The following is a 25,612-nucleotide window of genomic DNA, read 5'->3' as shown; positions in this document are numbered from 1 at the left end:
AAATTCGATAGAAATAAGCCAAGCCTATTACACCGTTATAAAATAAATAATGGTTCCTAAAATCAAAATCACTGCACTAACGAATAGTAATGCAATCACACGTGAGGTGTTTGCTGCCTTAATTTCTTTCCAATTCACTGGTTTAATGCCCGTCAGCCAAAACACCGCAATCGCAGATAGTAATATCGCATGGATATTTACAAGTAACAAAATTAGCGGTGTCACTGATTCACTCCATTCAGCAGCGCCTAACATCATGCCAAAACAAATAGCAGGCGGTAATAGGGCTACAGAAACCATTACGCCAACCAGTGCCTCTGATACACGTTTGACAAAAGACAACGCTCCTGCCACTCCCGCTGCTAATGCTAAAATGATATCCATTAACTCGATGTGTGTACGTGCTAGAAATTCATCACTATATATCGGTAAATCAAACAGCATGCCAAATGATATTGCAATAAAAATAGGAACAATGAGACCAAATACTGCTGTTGTTGCCGAACGTCGCATTAAGTTATAATCCCCTAACACAGCAGAAAAAGCTAATGCGGTAAACGGACCAATTAACGGCGCGATAACCATTGCCCCAATCACCACAGCTGCACTATTTTTAACAATTCCTGCTGTAGCAACAATGGCAGCTAATACCAACATCCAAGTGAAATTCGTAGTAATCTCACTAGACGAGTCAACTACTTGGTACAATTCGTGTCTACTAGCACGCAATGTTTCTGCCTGCTTTTCTTCTTCAGACACAGACTCCTCTTCTTCCCTTTCAATTCGAGGAACGTAAGTAGAAACATTATACAATAGAGCACGCATCCGTTGATGATAATTCGCTTCTTTCTCTAAGTAATCTAAAATTCGTTCCGCATCTTGTTTTTCAATCAAAAGCTTAAATACTCGCTCTTGATCTGACACCCGTGTTCGCCAATGCGATAAAATGGAAAACTCCTCGATTTTCTTTTCAAAATAATCTGTTTGCTCATTTGGTATGTATACTTCAATAAGTTGTAATTCCATACCCTTACTCCTTCCAACTATCTTCTATGACTAGAAAAGAGATAGGCCATTGACCTATCTCCTTTACCTGCTCCCTTGGAAATGAGGAGTACATTTTTTATTTTATCTCAATTTTATAAGTGGAAGAATCATGCGCATCATCTGACTTAGGCACTTGTAATGTCAACAAGCCATTGTCAAATTGACCTGTAATCTTTTGCTCGTCTACATCGCCAACATAAAAACTACGTTGAAATGAACCATAACTTCTTTCTCTTCGAACGTAATGATCTTGTTCATCTTTTTCTTCCACCGTATCTTCTTTTTTACCTTGAATTGTTAAATAACCATCTTTGTATTCTACTACGATGTCATCTTTTGAAAAACCTGGAGCCTCTGCTACCATTTCATAATGATCACGTTTATCTTTCACATCCACTTTTGGTGTTTCAAAACTAAAAGATGTGTCAAATAACGATGTTCCTTGATCATTTTTTAGAAAAGATGGTAGCCAGTCAAACATGTCATTTCTACGAGGAAATAAATTTGCCATAACTAACACCTCCACTAAAGATTATTTATTTCAGTATATTTTTTACCACGTTTTACGAAGTTTAAACACTAGGATTTAAAATTTTTTAATATTGACATAGAAAAAATATTACGATAAAACAAAGAAAAAGGATTACCAAATTATTGATTAGTGTCACCTTATCAAGGGAAAAGTTATTATAGATAATATGCAAGGAGGAGAAAAATGAGGATAGCTTTTATATCAGACATACACGGGAACGCAACTGCTTTAGAAGCTGTGTTAGCAGACATTAAGGAAAAACAAATTGATCAAATTGTTGTACTTGGTGATATCGCATATCGAGGTCCTGAACCCAAACATTCGATTAAACTGGTTCAAGATTTAGATGCAACAGTTATTAAAGGAAATGCTGACGAATGGATTGTACGTGGTGTCCAACAAGGCGAAGTTCCAGATCAGGCCCTTGAGCTAATGAATCAAGAAAGAGAGTGGGCTGTGTCACAACTCGATCAAGCAGAGATCGATTACTTATCGAACTTACCATCTGACTTATCATTCATAAAAGAAGGTGTCACGATTCACGGTTTTCATGCCACACCATCAAGTTTGTTTGATGTGGTTCTTCCAAGCGCATCCGATGCAGAAATAACTGATAAATTAACGAAAGATACAGAAGCTGATATTTATTTATATGGACACATCCATCAAGCCTATATCCGTCCTGTAGATGGAAAAACCATTGTTAATCTTGGTAGTGTCGGTCTTCCATTTGATGGTGTTACAAAAGCATCTTATGCAGCTATTGAGATCAACAAAAATACTGTTTCAGCATCCATTGAGCGTGTTGACTATGATATTGAGAAAACAATTCAAGCTTATAAAGATAATAATTATCCAAACATTGACATGATGGAACAAATCCTGCGAACAGGTAAAAATGGATAAATAGCAAAAAGCTTCGCAACTGAATATAAACGTTGCGAAGTTTTTTTGCGTTTGCCAATAAGGACTTAACTTATTTTTTTACATCTAATATCTCTATCGAGTCTTCTTTCCCCACAATGACTTTGGCTGCCATATCAATAAATAAACCTGATTCAACAACACCAGGTATATTATGAAGGGTATGACTTAATTCGGATGGATTTTCAATAACTCCCCCATCACAATCCAGAATATAATTTCCATTATCCGTCAGATAAACTTCTTCTTCCTTTCGAAGAGCAGGATGAAGTCCTAAATCGGCAATTTGTTTTTGGGTTCGTTCATAACCAAATGGAATGATCTCAATCGGCAATGGAAACGCACCTAATTTTTGCACTATTTTGGTATAATCCACAATAACAATAAATTCTTTAGCAGCAGATGCTACAATTTTCTCTCGAAGTAACGCGCCACCGCCACCTTTAATTAATTGAAAATTTTCATCAACTTCATCAGCACCATCAATGGCTACATCTAATGTCGTCACATGAGCAAAATCTGTTAAATGGATACCAACCTCTTTCGCCCATTCTGCCGTTTGATTAGAAGTCGGGACACCATAAAATATCTCGCCATTTTTTACACGTTCCCCAAGTGCTTGAATTAACCAATATGCAGTGGAGCCAAAGCCTAAACCAATGGTCATACCACTTTCAACAAACTGAGATGCTTCTTTTCCTACTTTACGCTTAATCATTTCTAAATCAGCCATTATAACGCCGCCCTCTTCCCATTATTATAACGTTTTCTTTATCAGTTAAAAATCCTCTTCTAGCAACAGACAGAGAGTTTACGGTTTATTTCTAAGGGTATCAAACTGTTTTGATACATTTACGCCTTCTTCCATTCCAGATTTATAAGCTGCACCATATAACTTCTTTAAAGCCATCATCATTTGACCTCGATTGGTATCCGTCAATTTCACCTGGTGTTCTTCCCAAACAACCTTTTCAATATCTACTAATACGTCTTTTATGTCCATGTCATATCTCCTCTAGCAATGTGTATAGTTATCCGTTTACATTTACTTTAATTATAAGATAAAACCACTATAAATCATAGAGTATGTTAAGATATTCATACTATTCTAATCCATTTTTATTTAAATTTGCAAAATAATAAGTAAAACATACTACTATTTGTTATAGATCTATAGGAAAAATCACATGATATAAATAGTTTAGCCTCATTATTCATAAAAATATTCGTCATTATTTACGGTAACAGAACAATATTAAACAAATTGTTGTAAAAACATGACTTGTTTTTACCATATAGTCGCAAATTCCGTTATGCTAAACCCTATATGAAAGCGGTAACAAATCAGGGGGGAGGTAGGTACTAGTAGTGTAGGCATGGAATACCTATTAAAACAAAGAGGAGTTAAAATGAAACAAATTTATGGTAACATAATAGTTACTAGTTTGTTACTTCTTGGGGTGATAATAATGATTTCTTTGTTTCCTACTACTAGTTTTGCAAAAGAAAAGGTTAATTATGATATTAATGCATACGTGAAAGAAATGCAGCCCGGATGGAATTTAGGAAACTCGTTTGATGCAGTAGATACCGATGAAACAGCTTGGGGAAACCCACCTGTCACACAATCCTTAATTAATAAAGTTGCTACCGAAGGATATAAGAGCATACGTATCCCTATTACTTTTGATCAGCGCATGGGAAGTGCACCTAATTATCAAATCAAACCGAATTTTCTGCAACGAGTAACAAACACTATTGATTGGGCTCTGGACGCTGATTTAAAAGTCATGATCAATGTTCATCACGACTCTTGGATTTGGTTAGAAAATGGTATGCTACAAGATCACGATGCTTCATTAGCGCGTTATGAAGCGATTTGGAGACAGCTAGCGAATCACTTTAAAAACTACTCCAGTAATTTAATGTTTGAAAGCATTAATGAACCCCGATTTTCCCATTCATCCGTTCAACAAAGCCAAGAATATCTCGATCAATTAAACAGCTCTTTTTACCACATTGTACGTGACAGTGGTGGAAACAACATGACACGTGCGCTCGTATTACCAACACTAGATACTGGGACAGAACAAGAAAAATTAAATGGGCTTTATCAGATGATACAAGAACTAAACGACCCCTATCTAATTTCTACCGTACACTATTACGGCTTTTGGCCATTTAGTGTAAATATTGCCGGCTATACAACATTTGAACAAGATACAAAAAATGATATTATTCAAACTTTTGATCGTGTACACCAGACATTTACTGCAAATGGCATCCCAGCGATCATTGGTGAATTTGGTTTACTAGGATTTGATACAAGTGTAGATGTTATTGAGCAAGGAGAAAAGCTCAAGTATTTTGAATACATGATGCACTATGCACAAGCGAAAAACCTTACCCATATGTTGTGGGATAATGGTCAGCACTTAGGAAGGGAATCGCTGCAATGGGGAGATCCACAATTAAGTAATATGATGAAAGCAAGTTGGGAAACAAGGTCTGCTACTGCCGAAGCTGATTTTATTTATCTTAAAAAAGATGAAAGCATACAGGATGAAAGCCTTGATCTATCTTTGAACGGAAATACATTTCAATCCCTAAGATACAATGATCAAGCGCTTCATGAAGGTACAGATTATACGATTACGAATGATAAACTTGTATTAAAGAAGCACTTACTAGAACAAATTGTTGCTTATGAAATAGGTTTACAAGGTGAAGTGACAGCTACATTTAATCAAGGCGCTAATTGGTATATTCAAATTATCCTGTATGACACACCAATACTTCAGCAAACACAAGGCACGATTAATAACTTTACTATACCAGTTATTTTTAACGGAAATAAATTAGCTACCATGGAAGCTGTCTATGCTTATGGAAGTCCTGCTGGCCCACAAAATTGGACAAGCTACAAGGAATTTGGCTATACCTTTACTCCATCTTATAACGAGAATAAAATTACGATTACCTCCAACTTTTTTAATGAGGTACATGATGGGGAAGTGCACCTAACCTTCCATTTTTGGAGTGGTGACCAAATAAAATACAAAATCTTAAAATCTGGCCAAACAGTTAGTGGATTTACAATGCTGTAAATTTTGCCCGACTTGTTTCCAATCTATTATTTTTAGCTTCTGATGAAAGTAGTTTCATCTCTGGCGCGCAATATCGTATTGATGGCGGTATGGCTGCTCAATAATAAATAAAAAATGCACCTCAATATATATTGAGGTGCATTTTTTATAGTTAAGCATATTGGCGTTTTAATAACCTTGGTGCCGTACCCAATAGTAAGACAAGTAAAATGGAACAAAAAACAAATGCTCCTACCATCGTGATCCCATTTGTGATAAAGGAATATAACACTACATTCATATCTTCAGGTGCATATTCTCCCCAAAAGATAAACCCTGCCACAAAATGCCAGAAATATCTTACCAAACTTCCTACCAAAGTTGCTACAACAACCCAGACTAAACCGCTTGTTTTACGATTTTCTTGAAAACTTTTCTTAATTAGCGGACGAAATAGTCCAGCAACTCCAACACTTGCAAAGGCTATAAAGTATTCAATAAATGCTTGAACTGGTGTTAGTATGTAGGCATCTCCAAGAAATATTTGCAACAGTCCCCATAGAAATCCAGCTGTGATACCAGCTCTCGCTCCCCTACGAAAAGCCAATATAAAAATTGGTACCATCGCGAATGAGATGGATATGGATGGCGAAATACGAATGGATGGGATAAGATCAAAGACAAACGCTAACGCTCCAAGAATTGAAACTTCCATTAATGCTACCAAACTTAGTTTCTTCACAAAAAATTCCCCCTTAAAAGTTTAGAAAACCTCAAGGGAGAACTGATATACACATTTGTATACCTACCTATCCACATCCCTACGCTAGCATTAACTAACAGGTTCAAAGGGTTAGAACAAAAGTTCAATCTCAGCTTTAACAGCTCCCCTTGCGGTTTCCAGTATTTGAATTTAATTCTAATTATAACACATTTTATTGTTATCTTGGGAAAATTAAAACAGTTTTTAATCTCTATCCTTTTTGAGGGGGTAAAAAAGCGCCTTCAATCATTGACAAATAATTGAAGATACTTTATATTATGCGTTCGCATCCGCATATCTTTTTTCTGTCTGCGATACTATAACCGCACAGGCCGCATCTCCTGTAATGTTAACTGCTGTTCGTGTCATGTCAAGAATACGATCAACCCCAATAATAAGGGCAATTCCTTCTACTGGTAAGGACACTTGATTAAGTACCATTGCTAACATAATCAATCCAACACCTGGAACACCAGCTGTACCAATACTAGCCAGCACAGCGGTCAGGACCACCATGACTAATTGAGAAAAGGATAGATCGGTCTGATATACTTGTGCAATAAAAATCGTTGCTACCCCTTGCATAATCGCGGTTCCATCCATATTAATCGTTGCTCCAAGTGGTTGAATAAAACTACTAATCGGCTTAGGTACGTGAAGCTTTTCTTGTGCCACTTTCATCGAGACAGGAAGTGTTGAACTACTACTGGATGTACTAAAGGCTACTGCCATAGCTGGCAAGAAAGCTTTAAAAAATTGGAATGGATTCTGCTTTCCAATTACGGCAACCGCCGTTCCATAGGTAAAAATCGCATGAATACTTAACACGAGTAAAATAACTAACATGTAAGAAAGCATCGCTTTTGCTCCATTCAATCCTAACGATCCCATTGCTGAAGCAAGTAGACCAAAGGCACCATATGGGGCAAATTTCATAATCACATTAACAAGGAAAAGCATCAGGTTATTTCCTTGCTCCAACACTCGGTAGACCGCTTCAACTTTTTCCCCTAAAATTGATAAAGCAAAGCCGATAAAGATCGAAAACGTAATAATTTGCAGCATATTACCTTCTACCATCGCCTGAATTGGATTGGTAGGAATAATACTAGTAAAGGTGTCAACCACAGATGGTGCCTCTTGTGCTTCATAGGAAGCACCAGATGTATCAATGCCTGCATTTCCAGGCTCAAATAAATAGGTGAACCCCATCGCAAGGGTAATCGCAATCGTTGTTGTTACAAGGAAAAACAATAGCGCTTTACCACCAATTCGACCTAATTTCTTTGGATCACCTAACGAAGCAGTACCTAATGTAATTGAGAAAAATACAATTGGAACAACAAGCATTTTGATTAGATTTAGAAAAATGGTTCCCAGCGGACTAAAAAAATACGTATCGACTGGCTCAAATAAAGCTGGTGTATAAAAATGCATTCCTAAGCCAATCACTGCACCTAGAATTAATGCAATAAATATCTTGATTGTTAAATTCATATTATTTTAACCTCCAAAAATCGAAATCAGTCTTCACTTTGTAAATAAACTCATTTTATTAAGTACCAAAATGATTTCTGAATATTTATTTATTTCTTGCTATTTTTTATTAAATGATAAATACTAGGATGTTGTCAATCAGTATAAATTGGTAGTGAATCTCTAGGGTGGCTATTCATCTAATTTTGAAGGGCGTTATTCTTTTATGCTTGAGCGCCGATCCTTCCCGCTTGAGCGCCGATCCTTCCCGCTTGAGCGGATCATCTCCAAAACCAGTCGATGATCCATTTTTACAAAATAAAGGCTTTCAGCACCTAGCATTTACAACATTTTTTCCATATTAACAAATTATAAAACAAGCTCTCTCTACAAAAAAGACACCCAATGGGTGCCTTTTGCCAAAGATGAAATATTATTTTTGTACATGCTCTTTTTCGTTTACTTCCGGTACGCCTGGTTTTTGGTCTCTCGTCCACGTACTCGTTGCTGGAATCTTGTCGTAATCCGCACGTTCACGGAATCGTTTGGCTACTTCACTTACTTCTTGCAGTAATCCTTCGTTTAATGTAGTCGGCTCTAACCCTTTTGATAGAAAGAGATCATTTTTTACATGTAATTCGTTTTCCGCTGCTTCTTTACGTGGGTTTGAGACATAAGCAATTTCGCCACCAGTAATTTCACTTACTAGCTTGGCCAAATCAACAACACGGTGTGTCTCCGTCATCTGATTAAAGATCATGACACGATCGTCTTTCGTTGGTGCATTTTCAATAGCTAATTGAATACAACGTACGGTATCTTGGATATGTATGAATGCCCGCGTCTGTCCACCTGTACCATGAACTGTTATTGGATAACCGACAGATGCTTGCATTAAAAAGCGATTTAATACAGTACCATAATCCCCATCGTAATCAAAGCGATTAAGTAAACGATCGTCTAAATTCGTTTCTTTCGTATTTGTACCCCAAACAATTCCTTGATGTAGATCAGTAATGCGAACACGATCATTTTTATTATAATATTGGAATAATAATTGATCTTGGGATTTAGTCATATGATAAACAGAGCCTGGATTGGTTGGATAAAGCATTTGCTGTTGAACGCGATCACCTTTTTCCGTTGTTACTTCTACATCCAAGTATCCTTCTGGAATCTTCATTCCTGCTGTACCATAACCATACACACCCATTGTACCTAAGTGAACCAAATGAATATCTAATTCAGATTCTACAATAGCGCATAACACATTATGTGTAGCGTTCATGTTATTGTTAACGGTATAGCGTTTATGTTTTGGTGATTTCATAGAATAAGGTGCAGAACGTTGCTCCGCAAAATGAACAATTACATCTGGTTGTTCTTGTTTAATCACTTGCAAAAGTTGGTCATATTCACTTGCAATATTAACATTATGGAAAGTAATTTCTTTTCCACTAATTTCTTTCCATGCGTGCAATCTAGTATGCATCGGTTGAATTGGTGTTAATGATTCAGCCTCTAATTCATTATCAATATTACGTCGGGAAAGATTATCGATAATAACGACATCATGACCGATTTGAGAAAGATGAAGACTTGTTGGCCAGCCACAAAAACCATCTCCCCCAAGCACAATAATTTTTTTCTTTGCTTTATCATTGGTTTGATTTACGCTCAATGTATGTACCACCTTTGATTTTATTTCTCTTATGTCAAGTTTGTCCCTATAACTAAAAGTATAAAGGTTATAACAGAATAAGAACAGGAATCTATCCAAAAAACAAATTTTTTTACGTGTAATATAGCCTAGATATTAAATTTTCAAACCATTCAAACCATTATTCGCCAAAACAATGATAATCTTCGCCAATTCTTTGGGAGGCTTATCCATTCCATTTTTTAACCATTCTTCAATTAAATGAATACTACCACTTACATAAAACAGACTAACGTACTTTGATAAACCCTCTTCTACTTGATTAGCCTTCACCAGATTCGTGACAGTATGATTTAGCGCAATATCCATTACTTTTTGTTGAAAATGGACGTCCCCTCGTTCACTTAGTAACACTTCACAAACTTCTTTGTTTCTAGCGACGTATTCCAGTAATTTTTCAGTCATCAATCGTTCTTCACCGACTTTATTATCTCCATAACCGGCTAACGTGTCGTTCATGTCTGTAATTATTTCTTCTTCAATTTGATGAAGTAAGTCATATTGACTGGAATAATGCGTATAAAATGTTGAGCGATTGATATCTGCTCGTTCACAGATTTCTTTAATGGTAATCGAACCAATTGCTTTTTCTTTTAATAATTCCATCAAGCTATCCTTCAATACCATACGGGTATATTTTTTTCGACGATCTAGTTTTTCATTCATTTTTTACATCCTTATTCAACATTTTGGGGTTATTGTGTTGGAAAACGCACGTTTCTAAATAAACTGTTTGTTGATTATCCAACACGATGTCATTATAATGGTATCCAGATATAGATGCAAGAGGGGGATGATGAAAATAAACCTTGTTACACAGCTAATCAAACATAAAAAGCCAATTGTACTCCTATTTTTTGCTTTAGCCATTATCGGAGCAATGGTACAGTCTCTCGTATCCGTAAACTATGATATGGTTGACTACTTACCTGACGATGCACCATCAGTTGAAGCATTGGACGTTATGGATGAAGCATTTGACGAATCCATTACCAATACCCGTGTCATGATTAATGACGTATCGATTCAAGAGGCACTTCAATATAAAGAAGACCTTTCAGCTATCGATGGGGTCTCTAATGTGATGTGGCTAGATGATTCGGTTGATTTAAAAACACCAATCGAATTGGTCGATGAAGATACAATAGAAACGTATTACAAAGACAACAGTGCACTGTTCTCCTTAACCATTCGCGAAGGTGATGAAGTGGCTGTTACTGACGAAATTTATGCACTTATTGGTGAGGACAACGCCATGGCTGGTGAAGCAGTAGATACTGCTGTTTCACAAAAAATGACAGGTTCTGAATCAATGAACGCTGCGCTTTTACTTGTACCAATTGTGATTATTATTTTGGTTCTCTCAACTACTTCATGGTTAGAGCCAGTCTTTTTCTTAACAGCTATTGGGGTTTCGATCTTAATTAATTTAGGTACGAATATTTTTCTTGGAGAAGTCTCCTTTGTAACACAATCGGTGAGTCCAATTCTTCAGCTAGCTGTATCGCTAGATTATGCGATTTTCCTATTACACAGCTTTCAAGATCACCGAAAAACTGCACCTAATATTGAAGAAGCGATGCGTCGTGCCATTAAACAATCGTTCCCAGCAATTGCTGCTAGTGCAGCAACGACCTTCTTTGGATTTATGGCCCTAACCTTAATGAACTTTCAAATTGGCGCGGATTTAGGCGTGAATTTAGTAAAAGGTATCCTACTAAGCTTTATTAGTGTCATTGTATTTTTACCAGCTTTAACGTTAATGTTCTATAAATGGATTGACCGTACACAACACCGTCCATTCATCCCACCATTTAGAAAAGTTGGTCAATTCGTAATGAAGTTTCGAATTCCTGCTATGTTACTTGTTTTAGTAATCATAGTACCTAGCTTTCTAGCACAAAGCAACACGAACTTCATCTATGGTTCAGGTGAACATCCGCCTGGTTCACGGGCAGGGCAAGACGCAACGGCAATCGAAGATACATTTGGTAAATCAACACCAGTCGTTGTACTTGTACCTAGAGGAGATATGGCGAAGGAAACCGAACTTAGCAATCAATTAAAAAATATGGATCACGTAACAAGTATCGTTTCCTATCCAAATACTGTCGGTTCTGTTATTCCATCTGATTATCTAGATGAATCAATGACAAATCAGTTTTATTCGAAAAACTACAGTCGGATGGTACTTTACACCGATACAGAAAACGAAGGTGACACTGCTTTTTCTTTAGTAGAATCCATTCGAGATACAGTGAATACTTATTATGAGGATGATAGTTATCTTCTAGGTCAAAGTGTAACACTATACGACATTAAAGATATTGTTACCCAAGATAATAAAATTGTTAATATGGTAACTTTGCTAGCAATTGCAGTAGTACTTTTGGTAACATTCCGATCGATTACGGTGCCGATTATTTTGCTCGTAACCATTCAAACTGCTGTGTGGGTCAATCTATCAGTTCCTTATTTTACGGAGGTGCCGTTAGTTTACGTTGGTTACCTAATTGTAAGTACAGTTCAGCTTGCGGCAACAGTAGACTATGCAATTTTGCTATCGGAAAATTATACAGAAAATCGTAAGGAAATGCCCGCATGGTCTGCAATTAAAAAGACACTGGACGAGAAGATTTTCTCTATATCCATTTCTGCCTCGATTTTATCGAGTGTAGGCTTTATCTTAGCTTGGACCTCTTCTAACCCAATTGTATCGTCTATTGGTTTACTACTTGGACGAGGTGCATTGCTAGCATTTATCCTAGTCGTGTTCTTCTTACCAGCGATGCTAGTAACTTTTGATAAAGTGATTCGAAAAACAACTTGGAAAGCAAACTTTTATAAGGAGAAGTGATGATGAGAATAAAAAAACTCTTTAGCGCAAGCTTAATTGTCATGCTAGTTTTTCCTTCTACGCTAGCATATGCAGCATCTAATGGAAAAGTCGCTTCCAAAGAAGAAGTGGTCTATTCCACGCTCAGTCCAGAGGGAACGTTAAAAGATATTTATGTCGTTAATGTACTTGATGTCACCAATGCTGGTGAAGTAACCGATCACGGTTCTTATTCCAGCGTGAAGAATTTGACGGATGTAGCACCAATCAAGCAGTCAAATAATACGATTTCTGTCGAAGCACCTGAAGGAGAATTTTATTATCAAGGAAATATGGACGATCAACAACTTCCATGGACAATTGATATCTCCTACCGATTAGATGGAAAACAAATCACTGCGGAAGAGTTAGCAGGAGCTTCTGGCCATCTGGAAATGAATATTAAAACAAATAATAACGATCATGTCGATAAAAGTTTTTACGAGAACTATCTACTACAAATATCATTAACAGCAGGATCGGATGTCTTTAAGCATATTCAAGCAGGAGATGCCACCGTTGCTAATGCTGGTGGTGATTATAATATTAGCTGGACTGTGATGCCCGAGAAGAAAGGTGACTACACATTAGAAGCAGATGTGACAGATTTTGAAATGTCAGGTTTAGAAATTTCTGCTCTACCGTCTTCCTTACCAATTGAATCACCAGATACAGAGGAGATCACGCAGGATTTTGAAAGTTTAACAGATGCTATTGCAGAAATTAATAATGGCGTTGGTGAATTAAGTAATGGAATAGCAGAATTGAACAACGGTGCAAGAGATTTAGATAATGGCTCGTCACAGTTTAATAATGGATTACAAGAAGCTAGTAATTCTTCTGCTGAATTGATAAATGGCTCAAAATCAATTGATCAAGCATTAGCACAGATTAGTAAAGAGGTTGCGAATAATTCCGATTCGGTTGATCTTAGTCAATTAAAAGAATTACAAAAAGGATTAGATGAACTGGCGAAAGGGTTAAAAGAAATTCCTAAGCAGTTAACTGAATTTAATAAACAATACACACAAGCTTACCAAGCACTTGATAGTGTAATGAAAAAATTACCAAAAGCAAATAAAGATCAGCAAAAAATGCAACAAGAGCTTCAACGTATGCAATCACTAGTGGCGTCTTATGCTGATGATGATCCAAATAAACAATTAGTAAGCAAACTGGTACAAACGTATCAAGCTGCACTTGAGGCAAGAGGAACTTATGATGAGGTGAAAGCTGCATTTGACGGGGTTAGTCCCACCTTAACTGGCGTTAGTGATTCCGTTACAAAAATAGCAAATAATGTATCGACCATGTCTAGTGAACTTGCAAAATCATTGGAATCAATGAATATTTCTGATTCGTTTAATGAATTAGCAAAAGGGTTGAGCCAGTTATCTTCTAGATATGGTGAATTTCATAGTGGATTAGTTCAGTATACAGATGGAGTTGCTCAACTTGCTTCATCGTATAGCGAGCTTAATAGTGGTATTGGTGAACTAGCCAATGGAACAGGCGAACTAGCATCAGGAGCAAATGAATTGCATGAAGGGACCGCCGAGTTAAAAGATTCTACTAGTGATCTACCAGAAGAGCTCCAAAATCAAATAGATCAGATGATTAATCAGTATGATAAGTCAGACTACGAACCTGTTTCATTTGTCTCTTCTGAAAATGAAAATGTGGAACGCGTGCAGTTTGTCATTCGTACGGATAGTATCGAAATAGCAGAACCTGAAGAAGAACAAATTTCTACTGTTGAAGAAGAGACGGAAAACAAAGGGTTTTGGCAAAAATTAATGGATTTGTTTTAATAAAAGACGAAAATTGCAGGTATGGGCACACATACCTGCAATTTTTTATTTACAGGGAAACGAATCTAGTCAATAATCTTGCGCCAAATCTGATAATTAAAAATCTCTTACAATGTTAAATTTTCACCATTAGACTGATATTCTGCTTGTTCTTCTTCATTTGGTTTAGAAACAACTAAGCTCGAAATCGCTATTATAACAAGTAGAATTAATGCAATATATGCTTTTTTATTGTAGCTAAATACCTCACATTATTGTGATATAATTCACAATAAATATTATGGTGACAGAAAAATCTAGCAATAAGCGTAGCCGAATTAAATCTAATATAAACGTAGTAATTAACTTAACAGCTTTAGATATTTATTTTTTGTCTCTGGGTGATAGGTAATAATCTTTCCATTATAAATAACACAAAACGTGCCATAAGGTATAGGTGATTGTTGCTGTGCTGACTCATAGTCATCGAGATGAATAATCTGAACATCAATCCCAAGCTCATCACCAGCTGCTTGGACGTTGTCGACTGCATCTTGGTTAAAAGGACATTGATCAGAAGTGAAAACGGTGACCCCTTCCTGATATTTTTCGGCAGTGTGTTTCCAATTAGATAATCGCGCCTCTACTTTCACACGTTGATCAAAATCCAATACCATTAGTTGAAACGCATCTATCTGGTCTACCATGTGAAATCCTTTTTTCTCAAAATACTGTTTGTTCGGCAACCAGCCTTTTTCGCTTGTTACAATAGCGACACCTCGAAGTCCTTGTGCCAACGCATCTTCAATACATAAATTGAGCAATGTACTTCCGTAGCCTTTTCCTTTATTTTTTCCAACTACCCAAAAACAATGGATGGCCATGTAATCTTTTGCATCAATAGCACGCCACGTGAATGCACCCGGTATGTATTCAATAAATCCTTTTTGCTTGCCATCTACTTGGACAATTTTCAACTTTAATCCATCGTTAAATCTAGCTTGTAACCACAAACGCTTGTTTTGGTGACCTGCATTCTTCGGCTTACTCCTCATGCAAAAAAAGCCGTACCTATCCAAATTCGTCGCATTCACATCAATGAATTCAGTCATCTTACTCCTCCCTCGTTATCAACGATCATTCACTTAGATTGCTTACTGAAAGCTGTAGGTCAATGTAAAGTTACCAATGGTGATAATCAACTGTGCGTACGAACGAAACGCAATACTGGCTAACGATCAATTGATAGCTAATCATTAAAACGTTCCTTAACGCTTATTTATGTTTTTTGTTAACACTGCGCTTATCAATATTTCCTATATTCATGATGGTTATTTTTGGTGAGCACAATACACCGATAAAAAAACCAATTAGTGCACTTAAGCCTATCTGTTTGGTTTTATCCGTCAAAACGACACCCCCCCATTCCAAGTTTTGTTTTTATCACTATTATACGTTACTACTAAATGTTTTTCCCTTATTTGTTGAGAATTTTAAGAAAAATGCTGGATTACTTTCTTAGTAAAAAATTTAAAGGATGCTTGATCACTCAAACATCCTTTAGAATTAAACCTTTTATTTTATTTACGAAATAATAACGTTTCAGCTGTGTCATCATCCGTAACTAAAACATCAATTAGATCGCCTTTAAGCGCTGCTCGAATTGCCTGTTCTTTTTCTTTGCCACTTGCCACTCCAATCACCAAATCAATTTGTTTTAAACTTTCTAAATCAATGTTGATGACGCGTTCATTCCATGGGTGGTTAACTGCTTGGCCGTTTTCATCAATGAAATTATAGCAAATATCTCCAACAATGCCTTGATAATCCACAAATTCGTTTTTATTATTCAAATATGATTTGACCATCGTAGAATGCTGGGGTGTACCACCAATTCCTACAAGTGCAATATTCGCATGATGTGCTGTATCAAAAACTGATTTGATCGTTGATTGATTACGAATAATATCTTTCGCCTCTTTTGAATCGACTAATACTGGTGCGTGGAGTAATTTGAAATGGGCACCTAGATTTTCTGCCAACCTGGCCACAATACTGTTGGAATGAATGTCTACTCGCTCATCTCCCATTCCAGCAACCAATGGTACAAATGATACGTCTGGATAATGTTTATTTACCTGCATTGCAACAGCCACTTGATTTAAGGTAGTACCAGATGATACCCCAATTGACTCGTTTCCATTCAGCATACGCAACAAGTAATTGCTAGCCGCTTCACCAAGTCGACTCTTAATCGAATCATTATCGGTACTCGAGACACAAACCACTTCTTTTAAGTTAAATTGTCTTTCGAGTTTTGCTTCTAATGCCATAAAGGGATGGATATCCTCATCATGAATAATAATTTGCACAATGCCTTGTTCTTTTGCTTTACTCAAGTATTTCGAAATCATCGGTCTACTAACACCAAACGAACGTGCAATGTCAGACTGTTTCACACCTTCTTCATAATACATATGGGCAATTTTTATCATTAATCGTTTATCCTCTAAGATAGACATCGCTCTCATCCATTTCACATCATCCTATTAATTAAATGTAATGACACTTCCTTCTTTAAAAGATGGTACACTACCAGATTCAATTAAAACAGCTCCAGGGAGTAGCCCTTCATCTGGCTCTGAAAAATAAATGGAAATGTGTCCTAAATCTTTCAAATTAGCATTTGCTTGCGAACCGACCGATCGCACAGTATAAGTCTGATCATCGACTTGGAATTGACCACCTTCTTGAATAGGTACATCTGATGTTTCTGATTGTTCGTGAATAACAGAAACTTCTCGAAGTTCATTCGGTGCAGCCGGTCCAAATAATATAACTAGATTCTCCTCTTTGAAACTCTCTACCAATGGTCCAATTTCTTTTACAGTTGATTTATACATGCCTTATTCTCCTTTCCCAAATTAATACATTCCAAAACTAGCAAAGTAAGCGATTACAACAGCAAGAACACCTGTTATTAAACGGCTGTATAAGACTGCAGGAACACCATATTGGACGGTTTCTGGTTCCGCTTCCCCAAGTGATAGTCCAACTGGAACAAAGTCTGCCCCAACCTGCCCATTAATAGCAAATAATGCCGGTAAAGCAAACTCAGGTGGTATGTTACCTGCTCCGATCTGGGTACCAATAAGGACACCAATTACTTGTGCAATAACTGCTCCTGGTCCAAGTATAGGTGATAGAAATGGCAAGGTACAAATGATAACTATGATCATTAATCCCCAGATCGAACTAGCTAAAGGTGATAGCGTATTTGCAATTAAATCACCAAGACCGGTATAATTGATAATCCCAATTAACATACTCACAAATGCCATAAAAGGAATGATGTTTTTGATTAACATATCAATTGAATCACGGCCGGCTTGATAGAATGTACCAGTTACCTGACCAATCCCTTTGGAAAAGCGAATTAAGAAGTTATCATTACTGCTTTTGTGTTCCTTTTTCACTTCTTCATATTCTTCTTTGAATTTTTCTTTGTCACTTGTATCAAATCTGGTCCCTGCATAATCTTCTGTTGTTGCTTCATCCTCTTCAGCATTCTGTTGCTGCTCGGACTGTTCTGATAGACTAACTTGTTTTGGTGTAACCCCTGAAACAAAATTCTCCTCGGTAATGTGTTTCGCTAATGGCCCTGAAGGTGAAGAAGATAGAACATCTACTGTAGGAATCCCCTTCATCGGATATAAACCAATTCTAGCTGTACCACCACAATCAATGACCACACACATCATTTCATCTTCTGGAACAGCGTTGTTAAACCCATCAACTACTTCTGTATTTGCTTCATCTGCAATTTTTTGTGCTACTGGGTGGATTCCTCCCCCTGTAATCGAGACTACTTTTACTTTTTTCCCTTTTGGTTCTAACAAGAGACCGCTTCCCCAACCTCCAGAACCTTTAGCTACAAATACGGAATTATATGCCATTTTCATTACCTCCCTTTTGTATACCTTTACATTCTTTTAGCTAAAATTTTTGTGAGCTGTTCTGTGATAACTCCGCGTAGGAACATAACAACGATACCTACTAAGAAAAACCGAATAGCTAACTCGGAAGTTGCATAACCTGCTTGCGTTAATCCATTTGCCACTCCTAGATATACAAATAACTCACCAGCGTTCGCATAAGGAAATAGTGATGTGACCGGATGTAAAAAGCTTACTAACGAATCAAAAAATGCTGGCTTTTGTTTTTCTTTGACAAATCGTCCAAACGTATACGCCATTGGATTCGTTAATAACAAGATGGACAAAATTGGCATAATCGTGTATCGAAAGATCATAAATTTCGATGTAGCTTGAATCGCTTTGGTAACTCTTTCTTCACCAATAAACTTAATCATTGCGTACGTAAACGTTAGTAAAACAACTAATGTCGGAACAATCCCTGTAAATAAATCCATGAATTGCTTACCACCAGCGTCAAATAAACCGATAAAGTGTTCACCTAACCATTCAATCCATTGCATGTCAACACACCCCTTTGTTTTAATTAATGTCCTGTTGCCATTCCATATTGGCTATAATAAAATGAATTGGACAGCTTCCTTTTTCCTTGGTATATGGTTTGCTCAAAAAAGGAAGCTGTTCAATTACAACATTCATGCAGCTACATACGTTAAGAAGTCTTTTGTTTGCTAGCAATTGATAGCATGGCATTTTCAGCTGCTTGATTTAGTGCTCTTGTTAACGTTGACTTTTTCTGCTTTTTATCCGATTGATACAATTCTTCTAGTAAATGGCCAACGTGTTTTTCCTTGTATCTTGCTTCATCTTTAAAAGGAGATAAACTGGTCATTCCTTTCATCACTTTGCATTCTTTAATGGTATAATCCTGATCTACCACAAGCATGACAATCGCTCCAGCGCCTAATTTTTTTCGTACTTGCGCAGCATAGAGGTAATAGCCATCTTTCCCCTTATACTGTTCCATCAAAGCATTAACTGACTTTCGATAATATCTAACTTGGATAAAAGTCAAAACAGACTGAATGACAAATAACAAACAAGCAATTAAAACCAACTCCATGCCATACACTCCCTGTACTAGCTTATTTTAATTTTCAGGCCTAGTTAAATGTTTGATCTTGTAATGCCCGAAGTTTCCACACAGTTGTGGTTGGATCAAGTTCTGTATTTTCATGCGTAAGGAAATCTCCTTCTTTTATATCTTGCTTTGCAACTACGTTTCCACTGATCAAACCAATCGGAATATGCTTTTGTTCTTTCATATCTTCATGCGTTTCAAGTATGCCTCGGACAGAATAACCACCAATGCCGTCAATTGCTTCCCCAGCTTTAATATCTTTCTTCGCTACTGCAACTGTCTCCGATACAGGTGCACCTAACGGGCGAATCGATGTATCATGCTCAAGAACCGCTTTGGCAATAGTGATTGGTGTTTCCAAACTTGCTAAGTGATACGGGCGGTACAAGGTATAGTGTGGCCCATGATTTTCGTCTACTTTTAATAGATAACGTAATTCTTCATCTACTGGCTCCATTTCACTTTTCACAATGACAAATACACCTGGTGCTAAACCATCTACATATTCCACTACACCCAAATTGTCTAATACGCCACCATTTTCCTTTGTATTAAGGATTTCATTCACATTATCTAAATTGGCTTTCCTGCCATGCATACCAACTTTATCTGGTTTTAAGCCAATAGCGTTACTTAACAAGTTCATCTCAGCCATTGTCTTTGTGCCATCTTGAAATGCCGCAAGCATATGCGCACTCATATTTTTTCGATTCGCTTCTTCCGCGCATGTATCTGGATTAGCAAGTGGTTTCAATGGATTGTTTTTACCTTTACCTGCAACTACCACTTCAAGTCCCATTGATTTAGCAAATTCATACAGTTCTACAATGGCAGCTGGTTCATCTCCTGCCGATCCCGTGTAAACCAGATTTGAACTTTGAAAAAATTGATTCATGATCGAGCCGATAGTTATATCCACTTCAACGTTTAGTAAGACAAGATGTTTCTTGGCTAGTAATGCTTCTAAAGAAATATTAGCGCCTACTTCTGGAACACCAGTTGCATCAACCACAACTTCAACATTTGGCGAGTTAATCACTTCTTTAAAATCATTCGAGATAACGGTTTCATTTTTTCGTTTTTCTTGTGATTGATAGTAGTTTTTGGCTCTGTCAGCATTTTCCTTATTTACATCACATATCCCTCCGACAACCATACCTGGAATTTGTGAGATTTGTGCTATTAGCCCAAAGCCCATCTGACCTGCTCCGATAACCCCAACTTTAATTGGAGTATGTTCTTTTTCTCGATCTAGTAGCTGTTGATAAATGGTCATTTCAATTACTCCCTTCGTCCCTTCAAAATTTCAATAAAGAAAGCGTTTACTTTTTTGTAGAAAAAAACGACGCCATTTTTTCCTACATAGCTTGTGATCAACTAGCTATTTCAGTTTCATAACATATGTTCTAATCTTAAAACAAAGTCATTTTATTTACATATGTTCTAAAATAAAACAAATGTCATGATTTGAGTTCATTATATATTCTGTTATTTCCACTGTCAACGGAACTAAATAAAATAATATTGTTATCTATTTCACAACCTTTAATGAGCGCAACTCACACAATAGATACAGAAGATTAACTTTTTTACTTTTGTTTTAATGTATTAACTTTGTAATGACATTAGATAGAATTTTTTAACCATTACTTGTTTAATCATACATAAAAATAGCTCCCCCTAGGGAGTGAGATTTTTTAAAATCTCACTCCCTAGGTAGGAGCATAGCACATGTACACGTCTTCCCGTTTTATTCTATTTCACTGATTAATTTACTTGCCGTTTGGTCATCAATAACTAAAACATTTACGTAGCCTTCCTTTAAAGCAGCCAAAACACTTTCTACTTTATGTGATCCTGCAACAATTCCAATTACTTCGTCGATCTTTTTAATATCTTCTAATGCCACACCGATATACTCTTTTTCCAATGAATGATGAATCGGTGTCCCATTTCGATCATAAAAACGAAATCCGATTTCTCCTACTACACCAGCTTCTTTTAATTGTTCAACATCTTGTTCTTGCAGATAGCCGACTGATTGTAAAGTAGAGTGTTGATACGGGGTTCCGAGACTAATTAATGCTGTATCAACTTGCTTTCCTTCTTCAATTACGTCATTAATATCCGACATTTGCATTAATCGATCTTTTAATTCTTTCGTCTCCACAATGGCTGGTGCATAAAGATAAGAACAAGTACCATTCATTTTTTTCGCTAATTCATACGCTAACTGATTAGCATGAATATCGGCTCTTTTTCGCCCCATTCCACCTTCCAGTGGTACTACTTGTATATCATCTTTTATTACATAGGGGAATTCTTTTACCAACTCCGCTAACGTATTTCCCCAGGAGATGCCAAGACTATTAATTGATTTTATTTTTTTAGATAGGTAGTGAGCACCCGCACGACCAACAGCATTCGTGACCCTTTCCAGATTAGGCGCAGGTGATGGTACCACTACTGCCTCCCTCAAATGAAAATGTTCTTCTAACTTTCTTTCTAAATTCACTGTATGTACATTTTCATTCTTAATATAGACTTCAACCATGCCTTGATCCTTCGCGCGATGAAGTAATTTCGATACAATTGGACGTGATATGCCAAACTTTTTCGCAATTTGTTCTTGAGTCCAATCTTCATAGTGATACAGCGTTGCAATCTTGACCAACTGTCTTTGTTCTTCCCAATTAACCAATTTGTCATTCCCTTTCCTATTCGCCGTTTGCCTTTAGTTTACAGGAGATAACATATTTTGAAAACAGTAAACCATTTACAAAGATAGCGAAATTAAGGTTAAGTCTAGATGAATAATATAGTTACCTTTGTATAAGAGCCCAGTATTTTTAATTGTAACTATCAGAAATAATTGTTATAATTAGGAATATTAAATTTTCAGAAATTAGCGAAGAATTAGTCAATGAGAGGACGTGTTCAGATGAGTAAAACCGGAATCAATTCAAATGATCTGTTAACATTCAATTTTCTATCTGATCCACAACTATCGCCTGATGGAAAGTCCGTTATTTTTGTGCGACGACATATTACGGATGAGAAAAAATATCGGTCAAAATTATACATACAAACACTAACTGATAAGCAAATGCATCCTTTCACACAAGGTGAAAGTAACGACACCAATCCTAGATGGTCTCCCAACGGAAAAACAATTGCCTTTGTATCCGATCGTTCAGGTAAAAATCAAATCTGGACAATCCCAGCCAAAGGTGGAGAAGCCAAGCAGATTACCTTTTTAAAAAATGGCGCAAGTAACCCTTTATGGTCACCAGATAGTCAGCAGGTACTTGTAACCACTTCGCTTGGAGAAGACGAAACACTAGATTCCGAGGATAAAAAGGAAGAAAAACAATTAGTAGATAAAGTCTATGAAACGGAAAAAGTAAATTATAAAGCAGACGGTGCTGGACTTTTACCAAAAAAACATGCTCACTTAGCGCTAATCAAAAAAGACGGTACCATTGTAAAACAAGTCACTGCAGGACCTTATGATCATAGTGCAGGTAACTTTTCACCAGATGGTAAACAAGTGCTTTGCTATGCTAATCAGTTTGATAATCCAGAAGATGCCTTTTTATCTGATGTATATATCATTGATTTGGACGCAGAGGAACAAACCAAAATAACAAATAGTGATGGACGATACAGTTCGCCCTTATTTTCTCCTGATGGCTCAAAAATTTCATTTCTTGGCCATGATCAAAGCTATAAAAATGCAACGTTAATTGAGGCATATGTCTATGATTTAGCAACAGGGGAAACGATGTGTGTAACGGAAAATTGGGACGTCGTTGCAGCCGACACTGCTATCAATGACATGGGTACAGGTGTACAACCTGCTGGTGCTGTATGGAATAGTGCTAGTTCTAGTTTATATCTGTTAGGAAGTACGCATGGAAAAACCCAACTTTATACTGCGAGCTTAGATAAAGAAATTACCTGCCTCTGTGGTGGTGACCGTCAGATTTATGCGTTTAGCCCCAGTGAAAATGCAGATGCTATTATTCTAGCAATCAGTGATCCAACGACACCAGGTGATTTATTTAGCTTTGACAAGAATACAAAAGAAGAACAAAGATTAACAGCTGCAAATGAAGATTGGCTTGCAGAAAAAACCATTAGCATACCGGAAACCTTTCATTTTCAAGCACATGACCAATCGACCATTCAAGGCTGGATTATGAAGCCAGTTGGTTTTAAAGATGGAGAAAAATATCCACTGGTCGTTGAAATTCACGGTGGCCCACATGCGATGTATAGCTATGGGTTTATGCATGAATTCCAAGTGTTAGCAGAAAAAGGATATGGTGTGCTTTATATTAATCCTCGAGGAAGCTTTGGTTACGGACAGAATTTTGTTAATGCAGTACGCGGTGCATATGGACAAGGAGATTATCAAGATATTCTTGATGCGGTAGATTATGCTCTGGAAACATATGTGTGGATTGATCATGAACGCATAGGTGTAACTGGTGGAAGCTATGGTGGTTTTATGACCAACTGGATTGTGACGCATACCAATCGTTTTAAAGCAGCTGTCACCCAACGATCCATTAGTAACTGGATCAGCTTTTACGGTGTAAGTGACATTGGTTATTTTTTCAATGACTGGCAATTAAAAGCGTCCTTACTAGACAATCCAGATAAACTATGGGAATTCTCGCCACTTCGCTATGTGAAACAAGTGGAAACACCGATCTTAATTTTGCATAGCGAAAATGATCTTCGCTGCCCAATTGAACAAGGTGAACAATTCTATGTGGCGATCAAACAACAAAAGAAAACAGCTAAGCTTGTGCGCTTCCCTGCCTCCGATCACAACTTATCAAGAAATGGCGATCCAAGCTTGCGAATTAAGCGATTGGATGAGATGACGGGTTGGTTTGCAGAATATCTATAATTTATAGGAGTTGTCTCGACGACTAAGTAGTTTCGTTTCGGTAGAGCAAAATAGCACACGCATTCACAGACCAAATCGTATATGAATTGAATTGGTCTGTTATTTTTTTCTTATATTAATGTTATTAGAAATAACGAATTAAATCGATTAAAACAATATGTAAATGAAAGTGTCATTGATGTTAAAGATGCAACAAACGATATATATTGGGACAAGCCAATGTTTTTAAGTGAACAAATTAGTAATTGGTTAATAAATCATTAACATGAACAGCGCTTACTGCACTAACGGTGCTTTAGTGGAACAAAAGTTGTCGATTAGGCAGTCCGTTGCTTATTTAAGTAACGGGCAGGTTAGCGTAAGCAGGAATTTCTTGAAAGACATAGAATTATTTCACTGGTATTGAGATAACCCGACATATTTGTGCATGAAATGTCGGATAAATGAACATCTTTTCTAGTAAATTTAATATGTGGAAGGAGAGGGATAATGGATTGGATAACTAGAATGAATAGCGCTTTGGATTACATTGAAAATAATCTTGAGGAAGATATAAATTATAAAAAAATTGCTCAAATAGCTCACAGTTCCGAGTATCATTTTTCAAGAATGTTTTCATCGATTTCAGGACTACCTCTATCTGAATATATCAGACGGAGACGCTTAACGCTTGCAGCATTTGATATTCAAAAAAGTGACATCCGAATTATAGACGTAGCCTTTAAGTATGGCTATGAGTCGGCTGATTCTTTTTCTCGCGCTTTTCAAAAGTTACATGGAATGAAACCTTCTGAAGCACGTAATCAAGGGGTACAGTTAAAAGCATTTCCAAGAATCTCCTTCCAAATTTCAATAAAAGGGGATACTGAAATGGAGTATCGGATTGAAAGTCTTGATTTTGATTTAAAAGTTATAGGAAAAGGGAAGGTCGTCAAAACAAGTAGAGCCTTTAAAACTATTCCCACGCTTTGGAGCAGTGCTAAAAAAGATGGCTTTATGCAACAATTGATTGATATGTCCTGGGAGAAACCAAAATGCTCTCTTGAAAGTCTTTTAGGCGTTTGCGGAAAAGAAGCAGCTATTATGGACGAAGAATTTACATACTTTATGGGGATAAGGTATGATGGAGAGGTACCAAGTGATATGGAAACGCTACTTATTACCCACCGTACCTGGGCTGTTTTTCCAGGCATAACGAATGCGTGGAAGCGATTATACAGAGAATGGGTTCCAACTTCTGGATATGAACTTGCTGATATTCCTTGTATTGAATGTTATTATCCACCAAAACACAAACCGAGAAACGAACTTTGGGTTCCAGTAATTACAAAATAATTGGATATCATAAAAAAGAATCATAGTATAGTAGTTTATAATGGTAAATTTAACTTATAATAAGGGG

The 25,612-nt window shown here is 36.8% G+C and carries 23 protein-coding genes and 1 riboswitch; of the genes, 6 read left to right on the top strand and 17 right to left on the bottom strand.

Going from position 1 to position 25,612, the window contains the following annotated elements; all coding sequences use genetic code 11:
- Positions 1-27: 27 nt before the first annotated feature.
- Positions 28-1,026: a TIGR00341 family protein gene (locus DES48_RS05435; RefSeq protein ID WP_113867503.1), complete on the bottom strand. Its 999-nt coding sequence runs from the start codon at positions 1,024-1,026 to the stop codon at positions 28-30.
- Between the two features lie 97 nt (positions 1,027-1,123).
- A complete protein-coding gene (locus DES48_RS05430; RefSeq protein WP_113867501.1) occupies positions 1,124-1,558 on the bottom strand; it encodes an Hsp20/alpha crystallin family protein in 435 nt (144 codons plus the stop codon).
- Positions 1,559-1,762: 204 nt separating this feature from the next.
- Between DES48_RS05430 and DES48_RS05425 the strand changes: the two genes are divergently transcribed.
- On the top strand, positions 1,763-2,485 hold the full coding sequence (locus DES48_RS05425) for a metallophosphoesterase family protein (RefSeq protein WP_113867498.1): 723 nt from the start codon (positions 1,763-1,765) through the stop codon (positions 2,483-2,485).
- Between the two features lie 70 nt (positions 2,486-2,555).
- Here DES48_RS05425 and rpiA read toward each other — a convergent pair whose 3' ends face one another.
- Both rpiA and DES48_RS05415 read right to left on the bottom strand, forming a co-directional pair.
- Entirely contained in the window at positions 2,556-3,236 is a 681-nt protein-coding gene (gene rpiA, locus DES48_RS05420; RefSeq protein WP_113867496.1) for a ribose-5-phosphate isomerase RpiA, read from the bottom strand.
- 78 nt (positions 3,237-3,314) lie between these two features.
- A complete protein-coding gene (locus DES48_RS05415) occupies positions 3,315-3,506 on the bottom strand; it encodes a hypothetical protein (protein ID WP_079710685.1) in 192 nt (63 codons plus the stop codon).
- A gap of 406 nt (positions 3,507-3,912) precedes the next feature.
- On the opposite strand from DES48_RS05415, the gene DES48_RS05410 reads away from it, so the two are divergent.
- Positions 3,913-5,610, top strand: a complete 1,698-nt coding sequence (locus DES48_RS05410) for a cellulase family glycosylhydrolase (RefSeq protein WP_113867752.1) — start codon at positions 3,913-3,915, stop codon at positions 5,608-5,610.
- A gap of 151 nt (positions 5,611-5,761) precedes the next feature.
- On the opposite strand, the gene thiT is transcribed toward DES48_RS05410, so the two are convergent.
- The 4 genes from thiT to DES48_RS05390 form a co-directional block, all read right to left on the bottom strand.
- Positions 5,762-6,331, bottom strand: a complete 570-nt coding sequence (gene thiT, locus DES48_RS05405) for an energy-coupled thiamine transporter ThiT (RefSeq protein WP_113867494.1) — start codon at positions 6,329-6,331, stop codon at positions 5,762-5,764.
- A gap of 59 nt (positions 6,332-6,390) precedes the next feature.
- Positions 6,391-6,491: riboswitch (TPP riboswitch) on the bottom strand.
- A 137-nt stretch (positions 6,492-6,628) separates the two neighbouring features.
- The gene (locus DES48_RS05400; RefSeq protein ID WP_113867492.1) at positions 6,629-7,849 is read right to left on the bottom strand and encodes a dicarboxylate/amino acid:cation symporter; all 1,221 of its coding nucleotides are present in this window, start codon (positions 7,847-7,849) and stop codon (positions 6,629-6,631) included.
- Positions 7,850-8,261: 412 nt separating this feature from the next.
- Positions 8,262-9,509: an NAD-dependent epimerase/dehydratase family protein gene (locus DES48_RS05395; RefSeq protein ID WP_113867490.1), complete on the bottom strand. Its 1,248-nt coding sequence runs from the start codon at positions 9,507-9,509 to the stop codon at positions 8,262-8,264.
- Between the two features lie 135 nt (positions 9,510-9,644).
- Positions 9,645-10,214 carry a TetR/AcrR family transcriptional regulator gene (locus DES48_RS05390; RefSeq protein ID WP_079710679.1) on the bottom strand — a complete coding sequence of 190 codons (570 nt, stop codon included), beginning with the start codon at positions 10,212-10,214 and terminating at the stop codon, positions 9,645-9,647.
- Positions 10,215-10,344: 130 nt separating this feature from the next.
- Here DES48_RS05390 and DES48_RS05385 point away from each other — a divergent pair, with 130 nt between their 5' ends.
- Complete coding sequence (locus DES48_RS05385) at positions 10,345-12,405, top strand: efflux RND transporter permease subunit (RefSeq protein WP_113867488.1); 2,061 nt, start codon at positions 10,345-10,347, stop codon at positions 12,403-12,405.
- Between the two features lie 2 nt (positions 12,406-12,407).
- A complete protein-coding gene (locus tag DES48_RS05380; protein WP_245911302.1) occupies positions 12,408-14,234 on the top strand; it encodes a YhgE/Pip domain-containing protein in 1,827 nt (608 codons plus the stop codon).
- 341 nt (positions 14,235-14,575) lie between these two features.
- On the opposite strand, the gene DES48_RS05375 is transcribed toward DES48_RS05380, so the two are convergent.
- The 9 genes from DES48_RS05375 to DES48_RS05340 all read right to left on the bottom strand — a co-directional run bounded on the left by DES48_RS05375 (position 14,576) and on the right by DES48_RS05340 (position 21,990).
- Positions 14,576-15,325: a GNAT family N-acetyltransferase gene (locus tag DES48_RS05375; RefSeq protein ID WP_113867484.1), complete on the bottom strand. Its 750-nt coding sequence runs from the start codon at positions 15,323-15,325 to the stop codon at positions 14,576-14,578.
- A 163-nt stretch (positions 15,326-15,488) separates the two neighbouring features.
- Complete coding sequence (locus tag DES48_RS16355) at positions 15,489-15,623, bottom strand: hypothetical protein (RefSeq protein ID WP_281269223.1); 135 nt, start codon at positions 15,621-15,623, stop codon at positions 15,489-15,491.
- 170 nt (positions 15,624-15,793) lie between these two features.
- Positions 15,794-16,735 carry a sugar-binding transcriptional regulator gene (locus DES48_RS05370; RefSeq protein ID WP_113867750.1) on the bottom strand — a complete coding sequence of 314 codons (942 nt, stop codon included), beginning with the start codon at positions 16,733-16,735 and terminating at the stop codon, positions 15,794-15,796.
- 27 nt (positions 16,736-16,762) lie between these two features.
- Positions 16,763-17,116: a PTS glucitol/sorbitol transporter subunit IIA gene (locus DES48_RS05365; protein WP_113867482.1), complete on the bottom strand. Its 354-nt coding sequence runs from the start codon at positions 17,114-17,116 to the stop codon at positions 16,763-16,765.
- A 21-nt stretch (positions 17,117-17,137) separates the two neighbouring features.
- On the bottom strand, positions 17,138-18,169 hold the full coding sequence (srlE, locus tag DES48_RS05360) for a PTS glucitol/sorbitol transporter subunit IIB (RefSeq protein WP_113867480.1): 1,032 nt from the start codon (positions 18,167-18,169) through the stop codon (positions 17,138-17,140).
- 26 nt (positions 18,170-18,195) lie between these two features.
- A complete protein-coding gene (srlA, locus tag DES48_RS05355) occupies positions 18,196-18,711 on the bottom strand; it encodes a PTS glucitol/sorbitol transporter subunit IIC (RefSeq protein WP_113867478.1) in 516 nt (171 codons plus the stop codon).
- A 149-nt stretch (positions 18,712-18,860) separates the two neighbouring features.
- The gene (locus DES48_RS05350) at positions 18,861-19,271 is read right to left on the bottom strand and encodes a transcriptional regulator GutM (protein WP_113867476.1); all 411 of its coding nucleotides are present in this window, start codon (positions 19,269-19,271) and stop codon (positions 18,861-18,863) included.
- A gap of 40 nt (positions 19,272-19,311) precedes the next feature.
- Entirely contained in the window at positions 19,312-20,565 is a 1,254-nt protein-coding gene (locus DES48_RS05345) for an NAD(P)H-dependent oxidoreductase (protein WP_113867474.1), read from the bottom strand.
- Between the two features lie 474 nt (positions 20,566-21,039).
- On the bottom strand, positions 21,040-21,990 hold the full coding sequence (locus tag DES48_RS05340) for a sugar-binding transcriptional regulator (RefSeq protein ID WP_113867472.1): 951 nt from the start codon (positions 21,988-21,990) through the stop codon (positions 21,040-21,042).
- 240 nt (positions 21,991-22,230) lie between these two features.
- On the opposite strand from DES48_RS05340, the gene DES48_RS05335 reads away from it, so the two are divergent.
- Together DES48_RS05335 and DES48_RS05330 are read left to right on the top strand one after the other, a co-directional pair.
- Positions 22,231-24,210, top strand: coding sequence for a S9 family peptidase (locus DES48_RS05335; protein ID WP_170126172.1), 1,980 nt, complete (start codon positions 22,231-22,233; stop codon positions 24,208-24,210).
- Between the two features lie 489 nt (positions 24,211-24,699).
- Positions 24,700-25,545, top strand: a complete 846-nt coding sequence (locus DES48_RS05330) for an AraC family transcriptional regulator (RefSeq protein WP_113867467.1) — start codon at positions 24,700-24,702, stop codon at positions 25,543-25,545.
- The last annotated feature ends 67 nt before the right edge of the window (positions 25,546-25,612 follow it).

The sequence above is a fragment of the Paraliobacillus ryukyuensis genome, from assembly GCF_003315295.1.
Lineage (GTDB): Bacteria > Bacillota > Bacilli > Bacillales > Amphibacillaceae > Paraliobacillus > Paraliobacillus ryukyuensis.
The sequence above is the reverse complement of the archived record's forward strand: the minus strand, read 5'-3'. Positions and strand labels throughout refer to the sequence as shown.